This is a genomic window from Asticcacaulis excentricus CB 48, from assembly GCF_000175215.2.
Taxonomy (GTDB): domain Bacteria; phylum Pseudomonadota; class Alphaproteobacteria; order Caulobacterales; family Caulobacteraceae; genus Asticcacaulis; species Asticcacaulis excentricus.
The window spans coordinates 619685-635609 of the sequence record NC_014817.1 but is presented as its reverse complement, the minus strand read 5'-3'; the positions used below and the strand labels follow the sequence as shown (position 1 = coordinate 635609).

At 60.7% G+C, this 15925-nt stretch carries 18 protein-coding genes and 1 pseudogene; 16 read left to right on the top strand and 3 right to left on the bottom strand.

Annotated features, from left to right (window positions below; all coding sequences use genetic code 11):
* Positions 1-32: 32 nt before the first annotated feature.
* Positions 33-935: a flagellar motor protein MotB gene (locus tag ASTEX_RS14670; protein WP_013480413.1), complete on the bottom strand. Its 903-nt coding sequence runs from the start codon at positions 933-935 to the stop codon at positions 33-35.
* Positions 936-1081: 146 nt separating this feature from the next.
* On the opposite strand from ASTEX_RS14670, the gene ASTEX_RS14665 reads away from it, so the two are divergent.
* The gene (locus ASTEX_RS14665; protein ID WP_013480412.1) at positions 1082-1591 is read left to right on the top strand and encodes a flavin reductase family protein; all 510 of its coding nucleotides are present in this window, start codon (positions 1082-1084) and stop codon (positions 1589-1591) included.
* Positions 1592-1599: 8 nt separating this feature from the next.
* Positions 1600-2466, top strand: a complete 867-nt coding sequence (locus ASTEX_RS14660) for an NAD(P)-dependent oxidoreductase (RefSeq protein ID WP_013480411.1) — start codon at positions 1600-1602, stop codon at positions 2464-2466.
* A gap of 34 nt (positions 2467-2500) precedes the next feature.
* Here ASTEX_RS14660 and hemB read toward each other — a convergent pair whose 3' ends face one another.
* On the bottom strand, positions 2501-3502 hold the full coding sequence (gene hemB, locus ASTEX_RS14655; RefSeq protein WP_013480410.1) for a porphobilinogen synthase: 1002 nt from the start codon (positions 3500-3502) through the stop codon (positions 2501-2503).
* A 66-nt stretch (positions 3503-3568) separates the two neighbouring features.
* Positions 3569-4114 (bottom strand): hypothetical protein, encoded by a 546-nt coding sequence (locus ASTEX_RS19455; protein ID WP_013480409.1) that lies wholly within the window; start codon positions 4112-4114, stop codon positions 3569-3571.
* A gap of 301 nt (positions 4115-4415) precedes the next feature.
* Between ASTEX_RS19455 and hemA the strand changes: the two genes are divergently transcribed.
* From hemA to ASTEX_RS14585, 14 genes and pseudogenes are all read left to right on the top strand, one after another.
* Entirely contained in the window at positions 4416-5639 is a 1224-nt protein-coding gene (hemA, locus tag ASTEX_RS14645) for a 5-aminolevulinate synthase (RefSeq protein WP_013480408.1), read from the top strand.
* A 39-nt stretch (positions 5640-5678) separates the two neighbouring features.
* Entirely contained in the window at positions 5679-5894 is a 216-nt protein-coding gene (locus ASTEX_RS14640) for an addiction module protein (protein WP_013480407.1), read from the top strand.
* The gene (locus ASTEX_RS19990; protein WP_013480406.1) at positions 5894-6193 is read left to right on the top strand and encodes a type II toxin-antitoxin system RelE/ParE family toxin; all 300 of its coding nucleotides are present in this window, start codon (positions 5894-5896) and stop codon (positions 6191-6193) included. The genes ASTEX_RS14640 and ASTEX_RS19990 overlap by 1 nt, the downstream gene beginning before the upstream one ends.
* A 3-nt stretch (positions 6194-6196) precedes the next feature.
* Positions 6197-6406 carry a DUF6898 family protein gene (locus tag ASTEX_RS14635; protein ID WP_013480405.1) on the top strand — a complete coding sequence of 70 codons (210 nt, stop codon included), beginning with the start codon at positions 6197-6199 and terminating at the stop codon, positions 6404-6406.
* 118 nt (positions 6407-6524) lie between these two features.
* Complete coding sequence (gene glyA, locus ASTEX_RS14630) at positions 6525-7820, top strand: serine hydroxymethyltransferase (RefSeq protein ID WP_013480404.1); 1296 nt, start codon at positions 6525-6527, stop codon at positions 7818-7820.
* A gap of 9 nt (positions 7821-7829) precedes the next feature.
* A pseudogene (nrdR, locus tag ASTEX_RS14625) lies at positions 7830-8288 on the top strand (transcriptional regulator NrdR); the annotation flags it as partial.
* A 123-nt stretch (positions 8289-8411) separates the two neighbouring features.
* On the top strand, positions 8412-9062 hold the full coding sequence (locus tag ASTEX_RS14620) for a RibD family protein (protein WP_013480402.1): 651 nt from the start codon (positions 8412-8414) through the stop codon (positions 9060-9062).
* Positions 9063-9104: 42 nt separating this feature from the next.
* Positions 9105-9695, top strand: coding sequence for a riboflavin synthase (locus ASTEX_RS14615; protein WP_013480401.1), 591 nt, complete (start codon positions 9105-9107; stop codon positions 9693-9695).
* A gap of 56 nt (positions 9696-9751) precedes the next feature.
* Positions 9752-10891, top strand: coding sequence for a 3,4-dihydroxy-2-butanone-4-phosphate synthase (gene ribB, locus ASTEX_RS14610; protein WP_013480400.1), 1140 nt, complete (start codon positions 9752-9754; stop codon positions 10889-10891).
* Between the two features lie 84 nt (positions 10892-10975).
* Positions 10976-11446, top strand: a complete 471-nt coding sequence (locus ASTEX_RS14605; RefSeq protein ID WP_013480399.1) for a 6,7-dimethyl-8-ribityllumazine synthase — start codon at positions 10976-10978, stop codon at positions 11444-11446.
* Complete coding sequence (gene nusB / locus ASTEX_RS14600) at positions 11439-11972, top strand: transcription antitermination factor NusB (protein WP_013480398.1); 534 nt, start codon at positions 11439-11441, stop codon at positions 11970-11972. The genes ASTEX_RS14605 and nusB overlap by 8 nt, the downstream gene beginning before the upstream one ends.
* A 7-nt stretch (positions 11973-11979) precedes the next feature.
* Complete coding sequence (thiL, locus tag ASTEX_RS14595) at positions 11980-12942, top strand: thiamine-phosphate kinase (protein ID WP_013480397.1); 963 nt, start codon at positions 11980-11982, stop codon at positions 12940-12942.
* A 46-nt stretch (positions 12943-12988) separates the two neighbouring features.
* Positions 12989-13399, top strand: a complete 411-nt coding sequence (locus ASTEX_RS19450) for a hypothetical protein (protein WP_013480396.1) — start codon at positions 12989-12991, stop codon at positions 13397-13399.
* Positions 13400-13629: 230 nt separating this feature from the next.
* Positions 13630-15780 (top strand): sodium-translocating pyrophosphatase, encoded by a 2151-nt coding sequence (locus ASTEX_RS14585; protein ID WP_013480395.1) that lies wholly within the window; start codon positions 13630-13632, stop codon positions 15778-15780.
* Positions 15781-15925 lie beyond the last annotated feature (145 nt).

Below are 15925 nucleotides of genomic sequence, written 5' to 3'. Positions count from 1 at the left end.
ATCCTGTTAGCCCATCAGACCCCATTTTTCCGTCAAAGAGAAGGGTTTTCTGGGAGAACGGGGGCTTCGCGCAGCAAAATAATCGCAATGCGGCGGTTGCCGGCCAAAGTCGGGTCGTCCGGATACAGAGGTTCCTTCGCAGCCTTGCCCGAAACCTGCGCCACGCGGTCCTGATCGACACCTGCGCCCTGCAATACCTGACGCGAAGCATCGGCGCGATCGGCCGACAGTTTCCAGTCCTTATCCGACTGTCCCATGCCGGGGGTGCCGGTCGTGTGGCCCGTGATCGAGATGCGGTTCGGCAACTGATTGACCACCTTGGCCACGGCGCGCAGCAAGAGGCGGGCGCGTTCATTGGGCTGGGTGGAGTTGGCGTTGAACATGGCGCGTCCCTCCTGATCGATCAACTGGATGCGCAGCCCTTCCGGCGTCTGATCGACAAGGATGTTTTTCGACAATTCGGCCAGTTCGGGCATGTCCTGAAGCGCCTGCCGCAGTGATTCGGCGGCGGAGCGGAACGAAGCCTCTTCGCGTTTTTGCAACTCTTCGCGCAGTTCCTCTTCCGGCGTTTGCGACAGGTCGGCGGCATTTTTTGCGGTGCCGTCACGATCCTGCACGTCCGGGGCTTCGGGGGCCATATGCTCGATGAAGGCCATCGACCCTTCCTGCTTGACGCCGTCGCGGCCAATGGCGGTGCCAGCCAGAATGCCGCCTGAGCCCGAAGTCGTCTGAGACACGCTGGCCGGGGCAAAATAGTCAGCGACGCCCTTTTTTTGTTCGGGGGAGGTGGTGTTGATCAGCCACATCAGCAGGAAGAAGGCCATCATGGCGGTCACGAAGTCGGCATAGGCGACCTTCCATGCGCCGCCGTGGTGTCCGCCGCCGACAACCTTCTTGACTTTCTTGATGACAACGGGGGCGTCGCGACTGGCCATACGAACTCCGGAAGTTCATCAATCTATCGGTCATTAATCTTAACAGGCGGTTGAAGCCGTCAGCGGTTTTGAGGCGGTTTCAGCGATTGACCCCCGCAGGCTTTTGGGGTCAAAGGAGGGGGTATTCCTGTTGCCATGAGGTTCCGTTGAGCGACCCTGATCGTCTGGCCTATCGTCACGCGCTGGGCACCTTTGCCACCGGCGTGGCTGTCGTCACTATTCCTGTGGTGGACCACGAAGGGCACCCGTGCGTCATGGGGCTGACCATCAATTCGTTCGCCTCTGTGTCGCTGGAGCCGAAGCTGATTCTGTGGTCTCTGGACCTCAAATCCGAGCGCTATGCCCTGTTTGCCGATGCGCAGAGTTTTGGCATCAATATCCTGAGTGCGGCGCAACGCGATCTGTCTGACCGTTTTTTCCGTGAAAACCCCTATTGCCGCGAAGCCGACGACCTGTCGTTTGCCGACGAACCGCTGCGCCTGAAAGCGGGGCTGGCGTGGCTGAAATGCCGTCAGTATCAGACGCAGGTGCTGGGAGATCATCTGGTGATTGTCGGTGAGGTCGAAGCCTTCGATCAGTCCGAAACCCATTTTGGTGAACACGGCCTGACCTATTTCCGTGGCCGCTATGGCCAGACCCACCCTTTACCGGTTTGAGGCATTCCATGCGTATCGTATTTGCAGGTCTGGGCGTCATGGGCGCCCCTATGGCCGGTCATCTGTTGAAGGCCGGTTTCGAGGTCGTGGGGTTCAACCGCTCGATAGATAAGGCGATGGCCTGGGGTGAGCTGCACCGCGCCGCCTTTGCCACCGACTTTGAAGAGGCCGTGGAAAATGCCGAGGTGCTGGTTCTTTGCGTTGGGCGCGATGATGATGTGCGCGATCTGGTGACGCGCGCCTCAGGGCGCATGGCGGCGGGTAGTTTGATTATCGACCACACGACGACTTCGGCCCGGCTGGCGCGTGAGCTTTCGGCCCTATGTATCAGTAAGGGCTTGCATTTTGCCGATGCGCCGGTGTCTGGTGGGCAGGCGGGGGCCGTCAATGGTGCCCTCTCGGTCATGGTCGGCTGCGAAGAGGCGCAACTGGCCCGCGTGCGCGCGGTGACGCTGCCCTATACCAAGTCGCTGACCAGGATCGGCGAAGCCGGGGCCGGTCAGACGGCCAAGATGTGCAACCAGATCGCCATTGCCGGGGCGGTGCAGGGCATTGCTGAGGCGCTGCACTTTGCCAAATGCGCCGACATTGACCCGGAACTTGTGTTTCAGGCCATTTCACAGGGCGCGGCCGGGTCGTGGCAGATGTCGAACCGCTGGGCGACCATGGCCGAGGGCAGGTACGATTTCGGCTTTGCCGTGGATTGGATGCGCAAGGATCTGGGGATTGCCCTGGACGAAGCCCGTTCAAACGGCGCACACCTGAGCGTCGCCGCGCTGGTCGATCAGTTCTATTCTGAGGTGCAGGCCATGGGCGGCCAGCGCTGGGACACCTCATCGCTGCACGCGCGTCTGGAGGCGCGAAGGAAGTCTTGATTACTGGGTGTGGGGTCTGCGACCGCACATCTTCCTACCCCTTAAGCTTCTCCGCCACGTACTTGGCAAAATAGGTCAGCACGCCCGACGCGCCGGCGCGTTTGAAGGCCAGCAGCGTCTCGAACACGCCCTTGTCGTGGTCCATGAAGCCGGCATTCACCGCCGCCTTGATCATCGCGTATTCGCCTGACACCTGATAGACGAAGGTCGGCACCTTGAACGTTTCCGATACGCGCTGCACGATGTCGAGATAGGGCAGGCCGGGCTTGACCATCACCATATCGGCGCCTTCCTGAAGGTCCATGGCGACTTCGCGCAAGGCCTCGTCGGTATTGGCGCTGTCCATCTGATAGGTCTTCTTGTCACCTTTCAGCGCCGAGGTGCCGACCGCGTCGCGGAACGGGCCATAGAAGGCCGAGGCGTATTTGGCGGCGTAGGACAGGATCAGCTTATCGGTCAGGCCCTGTGCCTCCAGCGCCTTGCGAATCTCGCCGATTCGCCCGTCCATCATGTCGGAGGGGGCGAGGACATCTGCCCCGGCTTCGGCCTGCACCAGCGCCTGCCGAGTGAGAATCTCGATGGTCCTTTCGTTGTGAATCCTGCCGTCGCTGAGGATGCCGTCGTGGCCGTGCGAGGTGAAGGGATCAAGCGCCACATCGACGATCAGGCCCATTTCCGGCACGGCCGATTTGATGGCGCGGCAGGTGCGGGCGATCAGGCCGTCGGGGTCATAGGCCGCTGTCGCGTCATCGTTGCGCAGCGACGGGTCAATATTGGGAAACAGCGCCAAGGCCGGTATGCCCAGCGCGTGGGCTTCTCTGGCTTCCTTCACCGCCTCGGTAATGCTCAGCCGATCGACGCCTTCCAGTGAGCGGATGGGGTCACGCGCCACGTCTTTGTCGTGCACGAAGATCGGCCAGATCAGGTCAGAAACGCTGAGGTGGTGTTCGGCCACCAGATCACGCACCCAGCCCGACTGACGCAGACGGCGCGGGCGGGCCAGAGGGTAGGCACCGACGAGAGGGGAGAAGGTCATGGAAGCACCCCGTTCAAACGCATCGCTCACCGCGGCGCGCAATTACCAGATCAACGGGGCAGGGGCTTACGCCGTTCTGAAGCGTTTGCCAATCGGCTTATGGTTATTGAGCTTGAGAACGCCGTTCACCGAGGTGGCCAGAATCCACACAGTGGCCATAAAGGTCAGCAGGGCCGAAATCACATAGCCCGAAGAGACGCCGAGTATGGTCGAAACCGGGATGCTCGAAATATCGAGGTCGCTGAGATCAAGGTCGATTCGTCGCCAGTCGGAGATGTCGTATTGCGACCAGATGAGGTTGGCGAGCGTCCAGGTCAGCACGACGGTACAGATAACCGCGATAAAGGTCGCCATGCCCCAAAGCGCAAAAATCGCCCAGAAATGTTTGATCTGATAGCGAAAATGCGTCTGAACGTAAGATGTGCAGTCTTTTTTGCGCAGATAGGCCAGCGCTGCACCGATCAGGGCCGTAATACCCAGCGAAAACGGGCTGACGAACAACAGGCCATAGACGACATAGGCCAGATTACGCTCGTCCTCTTCGCAGGCGACGGCACTGGATTGACCGGTAAAGGCAGTATCGGCGACGGCTTTGGAAGACGAAGCGTTCATGACCGGACCTTTGCTGACGGTTGTTAGCTCACCCCAATGAGACCCTATATTTGCAAAAAATTCATTATAATGCAAACACAGTTCGATTGTGCCGATACGCGGGCTGGGAAGAGGTGCGTCATTATGCACCAGCGTCAGGGGCAGATTTGATGCGCCACAGGCCCAGACCTATGGCATATTGATACTGGCCAGAGGCGGAACAACCTACTATACCGGCTATGGTCAAACAGGGCGTTGAGACCCTGACAACAACCCACCGAGGGCCCGGTTTCTTCTGCGGAAACGGGGTTGAGATAAGTACATGGATTACAACGCCGCATTCGAGGCCGCCATTGACGCCGTCCGTAAGGAAGGCCGTTACCGCGTTTTTGCCAATCTGAAGCGTCATCGCGGCGCCTTCCCGCGCGCCACCTGGCAGCGCGAGGACGGCAGCGAGCGCGACGTCACGGTCTGGTGTTCCAATGACTATCTCGGTCAGGGGCAGAATCCGGTGGTGATTGAGGCCATGCACCGCGCCATCGACGAAGCCGGTTCGGGCTCCGGTGGTACGCGCAATATCTCCGGTACGACCTGGTATCATAATGAGCTTGAGGCCGAGCTGGCCGATCTGCACCACAAAGAAGCCGCTCTGGTCTTTTCGTCGGGCTATGTTGCCAACGAAGCGACCCTGACGACCCTCTATAAGATTTTGCCGGGCCTGATCATCTTTTCGGATGCGCTCAACCACGCTTCGATGATTGCGGGCATCCGCAATGGCGGTGGGGCGCGTCACGTCTTCCGTCACAACGACCTGGCGCACCTCGAAGAACTGCTGGCGGCGGCACCGGTCAATGCGCCCAAACTCATCGCCTTTGAGTCGGTCTATTCGATGGATGGCGATATTGCCGACATCGCCGGGACCATTGCTCTTGCCAAAAAATACAACGCCCTGACCTATATCGACGAAGTGCACGCCGTGGGCCTCTACGGGGAGCGCGGGGCCGGAGTGGCCGAGCGCGACGGCGTGATGGATCAGATCGACATTATCGAAGGTACGCTTGGTAAGGCCTTCGGCATGATGGGCGGCTATATTGCCGGTAAGGCCGCCATGTGCGATGCCATCCGCCTGTGGGCCTCTGGCTTCATCTTCACCACCTCGCTGCCCCCCGCGGTGATGGCGGGTGCCGCGGCCAGCGTGCGTTGGCTCAAAGCGCACAATGAGCGCCGTATCGCCCATCAGGAACGCGCTCAGACCCTGATGCGTCGGTTCCGCGAACTGGGTATTCCGGTCCTGCCGTCGGTCAGCCATATTGTGCCGGTGCTGGTTGGCAATCCGGTCCATTGCAAGATGATTTCGGACATGCTGCTCAACGATTTCAACATCTATGTGCAGCCGATCAACTACCCGACCGTGCCCAAGGGCACCGAGCGCCTGCGCTTCACCCCGTCACCGGACCATGATGACGACATGATGGATGAACTGGTCAAGGCGATGGATAAGCTGTGGAGCCACTGCAATGTGGCCCGTATGCCGGCGGTGGCCTGACGTCTTGGCAGATCAGGGGTTTGGGAGTATCCTCACCCCATGAACGCTCTGTCCAAAATTGCGATATCTGATCTGACGGTTGAGGAACGCCTCGAACTGATCGAGGCGTTGTGGGATAGTCTTGAGGAAAAGGATGTCCCTGTTCCGGCGTGGCATATGGCCGAACTTGAGCGACGGATGCAGACCTTCGAGCAGGATAAGGCCCGCTCCGTAAGCTGGGACGTGATCCGCGCCGAGCTTGAGCGCGATCTGTAGTGGCCGAATATCTGTTTGAGTTCACACCTGTTGCCCGGCGTGAAGTCATTGAGGCGTCAAGATGGTACGCATCGAAAAATCCACGCCTTGGTCGCCGTTTCAACCAGCAGGTAACCGACGTACTGGCAGACATCTGTCGCTCCCCCTTCAGAAATGCAGAAGTGCAGTCCGGGCTTAGACGAGCCCGGCTGGCTGATTTTCCTTATCATCTGTATTACAGGCTCGAGGATCGTACTCTCTATGTGGCGGCGGTGCTGCACACACGCCGCAACCCGAGCGCCTGGAAGAAAAGGGAGTAACCCATGTCCGAATTTCTCCTCGAACTTCAGCGCAACGGGGCCTATCTGAAGGTCACGGCGGTCGATCCGGTGTCGGGCGAAGAAGTCTCGACACTGGGCCCCGCCACGGACCCGGAGGCGGTCAAACGGCTGGCGGTGCAGAAGCTGAAAAACCGCCTGGAAGCGCTCAAGCCGCAGCCTTTGAACCGCGGACGCGGCGGCATTATTTGCTAAACCTCAGGATCAGACGTTTTCGCTTGGATTCGCTGTCTCAAAGGTTTAACAGACGCGCAATTTCGGACGATGCGCTATATATAGTGCCGACCTTCCTCCAGACGACAGGATAAAGCTCGTGAACGCTCCCGCTTCCTTCATCCCGCAAGGCTATTTCAACAGCGACCTGGCCCATGCCGACCCGGCCGTTCTGGCGGCGATCAAGGGCGAACTGACCCGTCAGCAGGACCAGATCGAGCTGATCGCTTCGGAAAACATCGTCTCCAAGGCCGTGCTGGAGGCGCAGGGTTCGGTCCTGACCAATAAATACGCCGAAGGCTATCCGGGCCGCCGCTACTATGGCGGGTGCGAATATGCCGACGAAGTCGAAAAGCTGGCCATCGAGCGCGCCAAGCAACTGTTCAACTGTGCTTTTGCCAATGTGCAGCCGCATTCCGGGGCCAATGCCAATCAGGCGGTCTTCTTCTCGCTGCTGCAACCGGGCGACACCTATATGGGTATGGATCTGGCCTGTGGCGGTCACCTGACGCACGGTTCGCCTGCCAACCAGTCGGGCAAGTGGTTCAAGGTCGTCCCCTATGGCGTGCGCGAAGACAACCACCTGATCGACTATGATCAGGTCGAAGCGCTGGCCAAGGAACATCAGCCGAAGCTGATCATCGCCGGGGCCTCCAACTACAGCCGCCACATCGACTTCGCCCGCTTCCGTCAGATTGCCGACAGCGTCGGGGCCTACCTGTTTGTCGATATGGCTCACTATGCCGGTCTGGTCGCGGGCGGCGCCTATCCGGACCCGCTGCCGCACGCCCACGTCATCACCACCACCACGCACAAGACCCTGCGCGGTCCGCGCGGCGGCCTGATCCTGTCCAACGACGAAGCGCTGGGTAAGAAGATCAATTCTTCGGTCTTCCCCGGCCTTCAGGGTGGCCCGCTGATGCACGTTATCGCCGCCAAGGCCGTGGCCTTTGGTGAGGCGCTGCAACCGGAATTCAAGGCCTATGCGGCGCAGGTCGTGGCCAATGCCCGCGTGCTGGCCGAAACCCTGATGGTGCGCGGTCTGGGCGTCGTTTCCGGCGGCACCGACAGCCACGTGATGTCCGTCGATCTGCGCCCCAAGGGCCAGACCGGCAAGGCGACCGAGCACGCGCTGGAAGAGGCCTTCATCACCTGCAACAAAAACGGTATCCCGTTCGATCCACAGCCCTTCACCATTACCTCCGGCGTGCGTCTGGGCACCCCGGCGGGCACGACCCGCGGCTTCCGCGAAGAAGAGTTCCGCCTGATCGGCAACCTGATCGCCGATGTGGTCGATGGCATGGCGTCCAACTCCGGCGCGCCGGATGAGGCCGTGACGGTGAAGGTGCGAGAGCAGGTTAAGACCCTGACCCAGCGCTTCCCTATCTACGGCTAAGGAGCGGTCATGCGCTGCCCCTTCTGCGGAAATCCGGAAACCCAGGTCAAGGACTCCCGTCCTTCGGAGGATGGGGCAGCCATTCGTCGTCGTCGCTCGTGCAGCGAATGCGGCGGGCGCTTCACTACCTTTGAACGGGTGCAGTTGCGCGAACTGATTATCGTCAAGCGGTCGGGCCGCCGCACGCCGTTCGACCGTGAAAAGCTGGAGCGATCGATTTCGCTTGCAACACGCAAGCGTCAAATCGACCCGGAGCGCATCGACCGCATGGTGTCGGGCATTGTGCGTCAGCTCGAAAGCCTTGGGGAGACCGAAATCGGTTCCGAAGTGGTCGGCGAACTGATCATGAAGGCTCTGCGCTCGCTCGATTCCGTAGCCTATGTGCGCTATGCCTCGGTCTATCGGGACTTTCAGGAGACCTCTGATTTCGCGAAGTTTCTGGGGGCAGAAGGCTTTGACAGTGACGGTATAGACGTCCCGCTCACGCCCGCTCCGGCCGGCAATCCCGACCCGAAGGACCCGTCGCCTATCCGTCAGGGGCTGGGCGAGCAGGACCTTTCTGCCACCGATGATGCGTGAAACCGGCGCAATATGATCCGTCCGTTCGTCACGCTCAAACTGGCCACCACCCTCGACGGGCGCATCGCCACCCATACGGGCGAAAGTCGCTGGATCACCGGTGAGCCCGCCCGCCGCGCCGTGCATGAACTGCGGGCCTCCCATGATGCGGTGCTGGTCGGCATCGAAACCGTCCTGAAAGACGATCCCGAACTGACCGTGCGTTTGCAGGGCTATGAGGGCTATCAGCCAGCGCGCGTTGTTCTGGATACGCGCGGGCGCATCCCGTTGCATTCCAAGCTGGTGCAGACAGCGCGCGTCATCCCGACCTACGTGGTGACGACGCACGACCTTAATCCGGAGCTGGTCTCGCTGGGTGTGCGCCCGCTAAAGGTTGCTTCACGGCATCAGCGCGTAGACCTGATCGCGGCTCTAGAAGCGCTCAATGAGGCCGGGATCGACCGCCTGTTTGTCGAAGGCGGCGGTCAGATCGCCACGGCCTTTGTCAAGCTGGGTGCGGTGGACCGACTGGAATGGTTCCGCGCGCCCACTATATTGGGCGGAGACGGTCGCGCCGTGATCGGTTTTCTCGACATAGCCGACATCAACCGGGTGATCCGTTTCACCCGCGTGGGCGTTCAAGCGGTGGGCGACGATTTGTGGGAAAGCTACGAGTTGGAGTAGAGCCTTCTCCGTTTAACGGCGTGAGGCGAGTAAGGACGTATCATGTTTACAGGCATCATCACCGATATAGGCACCCTGACCGCCATTGACCGTCACGAGGGGGGGGCGCGCTTTGAGGTACAGACCGCCTATGACCTTTCGACCGTCGATATTGGGGCCTCCGTCGCTCATTCCGGTTGCTGCCTGACCGTGGTGGAAAAGCGTGGCGACCGCTACACGCTAGATTTGTCGAACGAGACTCTGGCCGTTACGACGCTTGATAACTGGCGCGTTGGCGACCGCGTGAACCTTGAGCGGGCGCTGAAGGTTGGCGATGAACTGGGCGGTCATATCGTGTCGGGTCACGTCGATGGGGTAGGGGAACTGATCGCTCTCACCGAAGACGGTGACGCCTACCGTCTGAAGGTGCGCGTGCCGCGCCCGCTGCATCGTTACATCGCGCACAAGGGCTCAATTGCGCTGGATGGTATCTCGCTCACGGTCAATGAGGTCGAAGACGATGTGTTCGGCGTGGCCATCATCCCGCATACTTGGACGCACACCACCCTCAGTGACCGCAAGGTGGGCGACAAGTTAAACCTTGAGATCGACCTGATGGCACGCTATGCCGCGCGCTGGCGTGAGACAGTCTAAACTTCGCGCACCCTGTTCATGCGCTCCTGTGAGGGGCGTAGTTGTAAGAGATACCCATGACCTTCAACCGTATCGCCACCGACCTCAATCCGGTCAGCTCCGAGAGCCCAATCTCGACCATCGAGGATATTCTGGAGGACGCCCGCAATGGCCGCCCCTATATCCTTGTTGATGCCGAGGACCGCGAAAACGAGGGCGACATCTGCATTCCGGCTCAGATGGCGACGCCGGACGTGGTCAACTTCATGGCGCGTTTCGGGCGTGGTCTGATCTGTCTGGCCATTACGGGTGAGCGGGCGCGTCAGTTGCGTTTGCCGCCGATGGCCGCTGAAAACGGCGCGCGCAATGGCACGGCCTTCACGGTAGCCATTGAGGCCAAGGATGGCATCACCACCGGCATTTCGGCCCACGACCGTGCCCGCACCATCGCCGTGGCCATCGACCAGACCAAGGGCTATGACGATATCGTCAGCCCCGGTCACGTCTTCCCGCTGGTGGCGCGGGATGGCGGTGTGCTGGTTCGTACCGGCCATACAGAAGCAGTGGTCGATATTTCGCGCATGGCGGGTCTTTATCCGGCGGGCGTCATCTGCGAGGTGATGAACGACGACGGGACCATGGCGCGGTTACCTGACCTGATCAAATTCGCGCAGACGCATGGCGTGAAGATCGGCACCATTGCCGACCTGATCGCCTATCGCCGGCGCACGGAGCGTTTCGTTGATCGTGTGCTGGAAAAGCCGTTCGAAAGCCAGTGGGGCGGTCAGTTCCGCCTGTTCGTCTATCGCAATCGCCTCGATCAGAGCGAACATATCGCGCTGGTTAAGCATCAGCCGGTGCCGAACAAGGCGACCCTGGTGCGGATGCATCAGCTTGATGTGGCCGCCGACGTGCTGGGGGCCTCGGACGGTCGTGCCGGTCTGGTCGAGCAGGCGATGAAGGCGCTGGCGGCCTATGACGGCCCGGCGGTTATGGTCATGCTGCGCGACCTCGACCCCAAGGTGATCTCCAACCGCTTTTCTGCTGATGAAGCGGGCGTGCCTCAGCCGCGCGGCCTGCGCGACTATGGCGTCGGGGCGCAGATTTTGCTCGATCTGGGGGTGCGCGACATGATCGCCCTGTCGGATTCCAAACCTAAACCGGCAGCGCTGGAAGGTTACGGGCTTCAGATTATTGACTGGAAACCGCTAAGCTAAACACACGCCGTCGTCAGATTTGGCTTTTTATGTTCCGGATTTGTAAGTAAGTACGGACAGAACCTGTCCTCAAGGATTGAACTCTTGACCATTGATACCCCCCTGCGCATCCTCATCGTCGAAAGCCGTTTTTATGAGGACATTTCCGATGAGCTTCTGGCCGGCGCCAAGGCGGCGCTGGAAGCCTATGGCGCGGAATATGACGTGATCACCGTGCCGGGGGCGTTTGAGGTGCCGGGCGCCATCGCTATGGCCGAAGACGCATCGCAAGGCCCCGCCGGGCGCAAATATGACGGCTATGTCGCGCTGGGTTGCGTCATCCGTGGTGAGACGACCCACTACGACTATGTGTGCGAGGAATCGGCACGCGGCCTGATGGACCTGACGCTGAAGCAACTGCTGTGCATTGGCTATGGCATCCTGACCGTCGAGGACGAGGATCAGGCCTGGGCCCGCGCCCGCCGTTCGGAAGGCGACAAGGGCGGCACGGTAGCCAAGGTGGCGCTCGACATGATCGCCCTGAAAAAGGCCCTGCGCGGAGGCAATCATGGTTGATCCGCTGAGCCTGAAATCGGTCATTGAGCAACTGAACGCCAATGAGGCCGCTGAGTCCGGACGCCTGTCGCTGAAGGAAAAGCGCGCCCGCACGGTGGCGCGTCTGGTGCTGGTGCAGGCCCTCTATCAGATGGAAATTGCCGGGACGGGCGTCGAGTCGGTCATCCGTGAATTTGCTGATTTCCGCTTTGATGGGAACATCGAAGGCGAGTGCGGCGAGGAGCAGCGTTTAGGCACGGCGGATGAGGCCTTTTTCGCTGATGGTCTGCGCACCATCGTCAAGGCTCAGGCCGAGATTGACGTGCTGATTGCAGAGCGTCTGGCCTCTAACTGGCGTCTCGACCGGATCGACACCACGCTGCGCGCCATCCTGCGCGCCGGGGCGTGGGAGCTGAAATTCCGCCCCGATGTCGCCGTAGAGGTGGTAATCAACGAATATGTCGAGATCGCCAAGGCCTTCTTCGGCAATGAAGAGGCGCGGTTCGTCAACGGCGCTCTGGACGGTATCGCCAAGGACGCGAGGTAAGCCTTTCATGACCGGCGACAACAGCGAATTCAGCGTCATCGACCGGTTGTTCAAGCCTCTGGCCGGACTGAATGCCGAAGCGCGTGGTCTGATCGACGATGTGGCGGTGCTGGGGGCGCGCGAAGGCTATGACCTTGTGGTCACCACCGATGCCATGGTCGAAGGGGTGCACTTCCTTTCGACCGATCCGCTCGATCAGGTGGCGCGCAAGCTGTTGCGGGTCAATATTTCCGACCTCGTGGCCAAGGGGGCCGACCCCTATGGCTATCAGCTCCTGACCGCCTGGCCCAAGGGCATGGCCTATGAGGGCAAGGCGGCCTTTGCGGCGGGCCTGCGCATCGATCAGGATGAATTTGATTTCGACCTGTTCGGCGGCGATACGGTTTCGACCGAAGGACCTTTGCTGCTCAGCATTACCGCCTTTGGTCATGCGCCCGTAGGCCGCGCCCTGTCGCGCGCCGGCGCGCGGGTAGGGGACCGTCTGCTGGTCGGCGGCTTTATCGGTGACGCCCATCTGGGCCTGCGCGTGCTGCGCGGAGAGTTCGATGAGTTGTCTGAGGCGCACAAGGCGCATCTGGTGCAGGCCTATCGCCTGCCTCAACCGCGCGACGATCTGGCCGAAGTGGTGCTCGACCATGCCCACGCGTCGATGGACGTGTCCGACGGTCTGATCGCCGATGCTTTACACATGGCCAGAGCCTCTGAGGTGACCCTTGTGATCGACCTCGACCGCGTGCCGACCTCGGCGGCGGCGCGCGCTGCCATTGCGTTGGGGGCCGATGTGACCGACCTGATCACCGGCGGCGACGATTACCAGATCCTATGCACGGCGAATGCTGCCGGAGCCGAGGCCCTGAAAGCCGCCGGTCTCCATGAAATCGGCCATTGCGAAGCCGGAACCGGCGAGGTTTCGGTCATCAGCGGCGGCAAGGTCATCGAGATCGAGGACAAGGGCTGGGTCCACGTCTGAGGCTTCCCTAAACGGCTTCTAAACCGTTTTCACCTACACTCTGGCTATGACCCAGACCCGACGCCTCTTGCTCAGCACACTCTTGTGCGCCTTTGCCATGCCTTCACTGGCTTCCGAAGCCAAGAAGGAGGGCGGTGAGCCCTATGTCAAGCTGGCCCCCGTGGCCTTGCCGGTCACCGAGAATGGCCGTGTTATCAACTACCTCTTCGTGACGCTGCGTATCAACCTGACAGCCAAGGCCGATGTCAATGCGCTGCGACTCAAGGAACCCTATTTCCGTGACCTCCTGATCCGTGCAGCGCACAAGCAAAGTTTCGCGCTGCCGAACAAGCGCGACACGCTGGACGAGGCGCGATTCAAAAAGGTGATGATCCCGGAGTTCACCAAGATCGCCGGGGCGGGCAATATCGATACCTTGGAAATACTGGCGCAAAACCCCAAGAAGTTGATGAACTGACGGTGTGTCGCCACCGCTGATCCGGCAAGTTTTCACGGGTTCGTGAACTCTGAATACCGGTTGCGGCGCAATAAATGTGCGACATTTTGCGGCGATTACTTTCGCAATTACCTAACTTGCACCTGTCTGAAAGTTGCGGCACTCTCCTGACCTTGCCGGGAGGGGTATGGACGTGCCTGCCCGGTACGCACGCCACCCGGTGTGCCACAACATAACGACAGGGGTTTGGTATGACGTCATGGATAGGGCTGGTCATAGCGGCTGGCGTGTTAGGTTTGGTGTATGGGGTCGTTCAGACCCTCAGTCTGCTTAAAAAACCACAGGGCAATGCCCGGATGCAGGAAATCGCTGCGGCGATTCAGGAAGGGGCCGGGGCCTATCTTAAGCGGCAATATACGACGATTGCCATTGTCGGCGTGGTCATCTTTATCGCGGCCTTTCTGGTGCTGGGCACCTATGCCGCGGTTGGGTTCCTGATCGGGGCGGTCCTGTCCGGGGCGGCGGGCTTTGCCGGAATGCTGATTTCGGTACGCGCTAATGTACGCACCGCCGAAGCCGCCTCGCACAGCCTGCAACAGGGGCTGAACCTCGCCTTTGGCGCCGGGGCCGTGACCGGCCTGTTTGTGGCATCGGGCGCATTGTTGGGCGTGGCGGGCTATTATTTCATACTGACCGACGTTCTGGGCCTTGAGGCCACCAGCCGTCCGGTGATCGACGCCCTGGTGGCGCTGGGCTTTGGCGCGTCTCTGATCTCGATTTTTGCGCGTCTGGGGGGCGGTATCTTCACCAAAGGGGCCGATGTTGGCGGCGATATGGTGGGCAAGGTCGAGGCGGGCATCCCCGAAGACGACCCGCGTAACCCGGCCACCATTGCCGACAATGTGGGCGACAATGTCGGCGACTGTGCTGGGATGGCGGCGGACCTGTTTGAAACCTATGCCGTGACGACGGTTGCCACCATGGTGCTGGGGGCGATCTTCTTTGCGGGTACGGCTCTGGTTGGGCCGATGATGCTGCTGCCGCTGGTGATCTGCGGCGCGTGTATTATCACCTCGATTATCGGCACCTTCTTCGTCAAGCTGGGTAAGGACAACCACATTATGAACGCCCTGTATAAGGGCCTGATCGTTACCGGCGTTCTGTCTATCGGCGCTTTGGCGGCGGTGATTGAACTGGTGATCGGCTTTGACACGCCCATCACCTATTCGGGCGCGCCGTCGGGCTTTACCGGCCTGACCCTGTTCTGGTGCGGCCTGATCGGGCTGGCGGTGACGGCGGGCTTCATTGTTGTCACTGAATACTATACCGGCACGGGCAAGCGCCCCGTGGTGTCAATCGCGCAGGCCTCAGTCACCGGGCATGGCACCAATGTCATTCAGGGTCTGGCCGTTTCGATGGAGGCCACGGCCATTCCGGCCCTGATCATCGTCGGTGGCATCATCGGCTGTTACCTGCTGGCCGGGCTTTACGGCATTGCCATTGCCACCACCACTATGCTGGCTTTGGCCGGGATGATCGTGGCGCTGGATGCCTTCGGGCCGGTCACCGACAATGCCGGGGGGATCGCCGAAATGGCGGGCCTCGATAAGGCGGTGCGCCACACCACCGACGCGCTGGACGCCGTGGGCAATACCACAAAGGCCGTTACCAAGGGCTATGCCATCGGTTCGGCCGGTCTGGGGGCGCTGGTTCTGTTTGCGGCCTATACGTCTGACCTCAAATATTTCGCAGCCAATGCGGCACCGGGCTCCTTCTTTGAGGGGCTGGGCGAACTGACCTTCTCCCTGTCCTCGCCGTGGGTGGTGGTCGGGTTGCTGATCGGTGGTCTTCTGCCCTATCTGTTTGGCGGCATGGGCATGACGGCGGTCGGCAAGGCGGCGCAGGCCGTGGTCGAAGAGGTGCGACGTCAGTTCCGCGAAGATTCCGGCATCATGGCCGGGACGTCCAAGCCCAACTATGGCCGCGCCGTGGACATGCTGACCAAGGCCGCCATCCGCGAAATGGTCGTGCCGTCCCTGCTGCCGGTCCTGTCGCCTCTGGTCCTGTTCGGAATCGTCTATGCCATAGGTGGTGCGGTCCCGGCCTTTGAAGCGCTGGGGGCCATGCTGCTGGGTGTGATCGTTACGGGTCTGTTCGTCGCCATTTCAATGACGTCAGGCGGCGGGGCCTGGGACAATGCCAAAAAGTCGTTCGAGGACGGCTTTGTCGATAAGGACGGCGTTCGTCACCTCAAGGGCTCCGAAGCGCACAAGGCCTCGGTGACCGGCGACACAGTGGGCGATCCGTATAAGGATACGGCCGGCCCGGCGGTCAATCCGATGATCAAGATCACCAATATCGTCGCGTTACTGCTGCTGGCTGTGCTGGCGCATGTAGCCTGATCGGTGAAGGGCGGCGTTCGCGTGAGCGCCGCTCTTTCCACAGATGGCCCCTGATAGGCTCGCATCTCTAATACGATTGCGGGGTTTGCGTCGTTTTTGAGAACCACAGATTACACAGATTTCACAGATTGGCGCTTCGCGCTGT

Excerpts from the sequence above, each read along its gene's own strand:
- nusB (WP_013480398.1), top strand. The coding sequence starts at position 11,439 with ATGGTTGATCCGCTGAGCCTGAAATCGGTCATTGAGCAACTGAACGCC.
- ASTEX_RS19455 (WP_013480409.1), bottom strand. The coding sequence starts at position 4,114 with ATGAACGCTTCGTCTTCCAAAGCCGTCGCCGATACTGCCTTTACCGGT.
- thiL (WP_013480397.1), top strand. The coding sequence starts at position 11,980 with ATGACCGGCGACAACAGCGAATTCAGCGTCATCGACCGGTTGTTCAAG.
- ASTEX_RS14635 (WP_013480405.1), top strand. The coding sequence starts at position 6,197 with ATGTCCGAATTTCTCCTCGAACTTCAGCGCAACGGGGCCTATCTGAAG.
- ribB (WP_013480400.1), top strand. The coding sequence starts at position 9,752 with ATGACCTTCAACCGTATCGCCACCGACCTCAATCCGGTCAGCTCCGAG.
- ASTEX_RS14660 (WP_013480411.1), top strand. The coding sequence starts at position 1,600 with ATGCGTATCGTATTTGCAGGTCTGGGCGTCATGGGCGCCCCTATGGCC.
- ASTEX_RS14620 (WP_013480402.1), top strand. The coding sequence starts at position 8,412 with ATGATCCGTCCGTTCGTCACGCTCAAACTGGCCACCACCCTCGACGGG.
- ASTEX_RS19450 (WP_013480396.1), top strand. The coding sequence starts at position 12,989 with ATGACCCAGACCCGACGCCTCTTGCTCAGCACACTCTTGTGCGCCTTT.
- hemA (WP_013480408.1), top strand. The coding sequence starts at position 4,416 with ATGGATTACAACGCCGCATTCGAGGCCGCCATTGACGCCGTCCGTAAG.
- hemB (WP_013480410.1), bottom strand. The coding sequence starts at position 3,502 with ATGACCTTCTCCCCTCTCGTCGGTGCCTACCCTCTGGCCCGCCCGCGC.
- ASTEX_RS14640 (WP_013480407.1), top strand. The coding sequence starts at position 5,679 with ATGAACGCTCTGTCCAAAATTGCGATATCTGATCTGACGGTTGAGGAA.
- ASTEX_RS14585 (WP_013480395.1), top strand. The coding sequence starts at position 13,630 with ATGACGTCATGGATAGGGCTGGTCATAGCGGCTGGCGTGTTAGGTTTG.
- ASTEX_RS14615 (WP_013480401.1), top strand. The coding sequence starts at position 9,105 with ATGTTTACAGGCATCATCACCGATATAGGCACCCTGACCGCCATTGAC.
- ASTEX_RS14670 (WP_013480413.1), bottom strand. The coding sequence starts at position 935 with ATGGCCAGTCGCGACGCCCCCGTTGTCATCAAGAAAGTCAAGAAGGTT.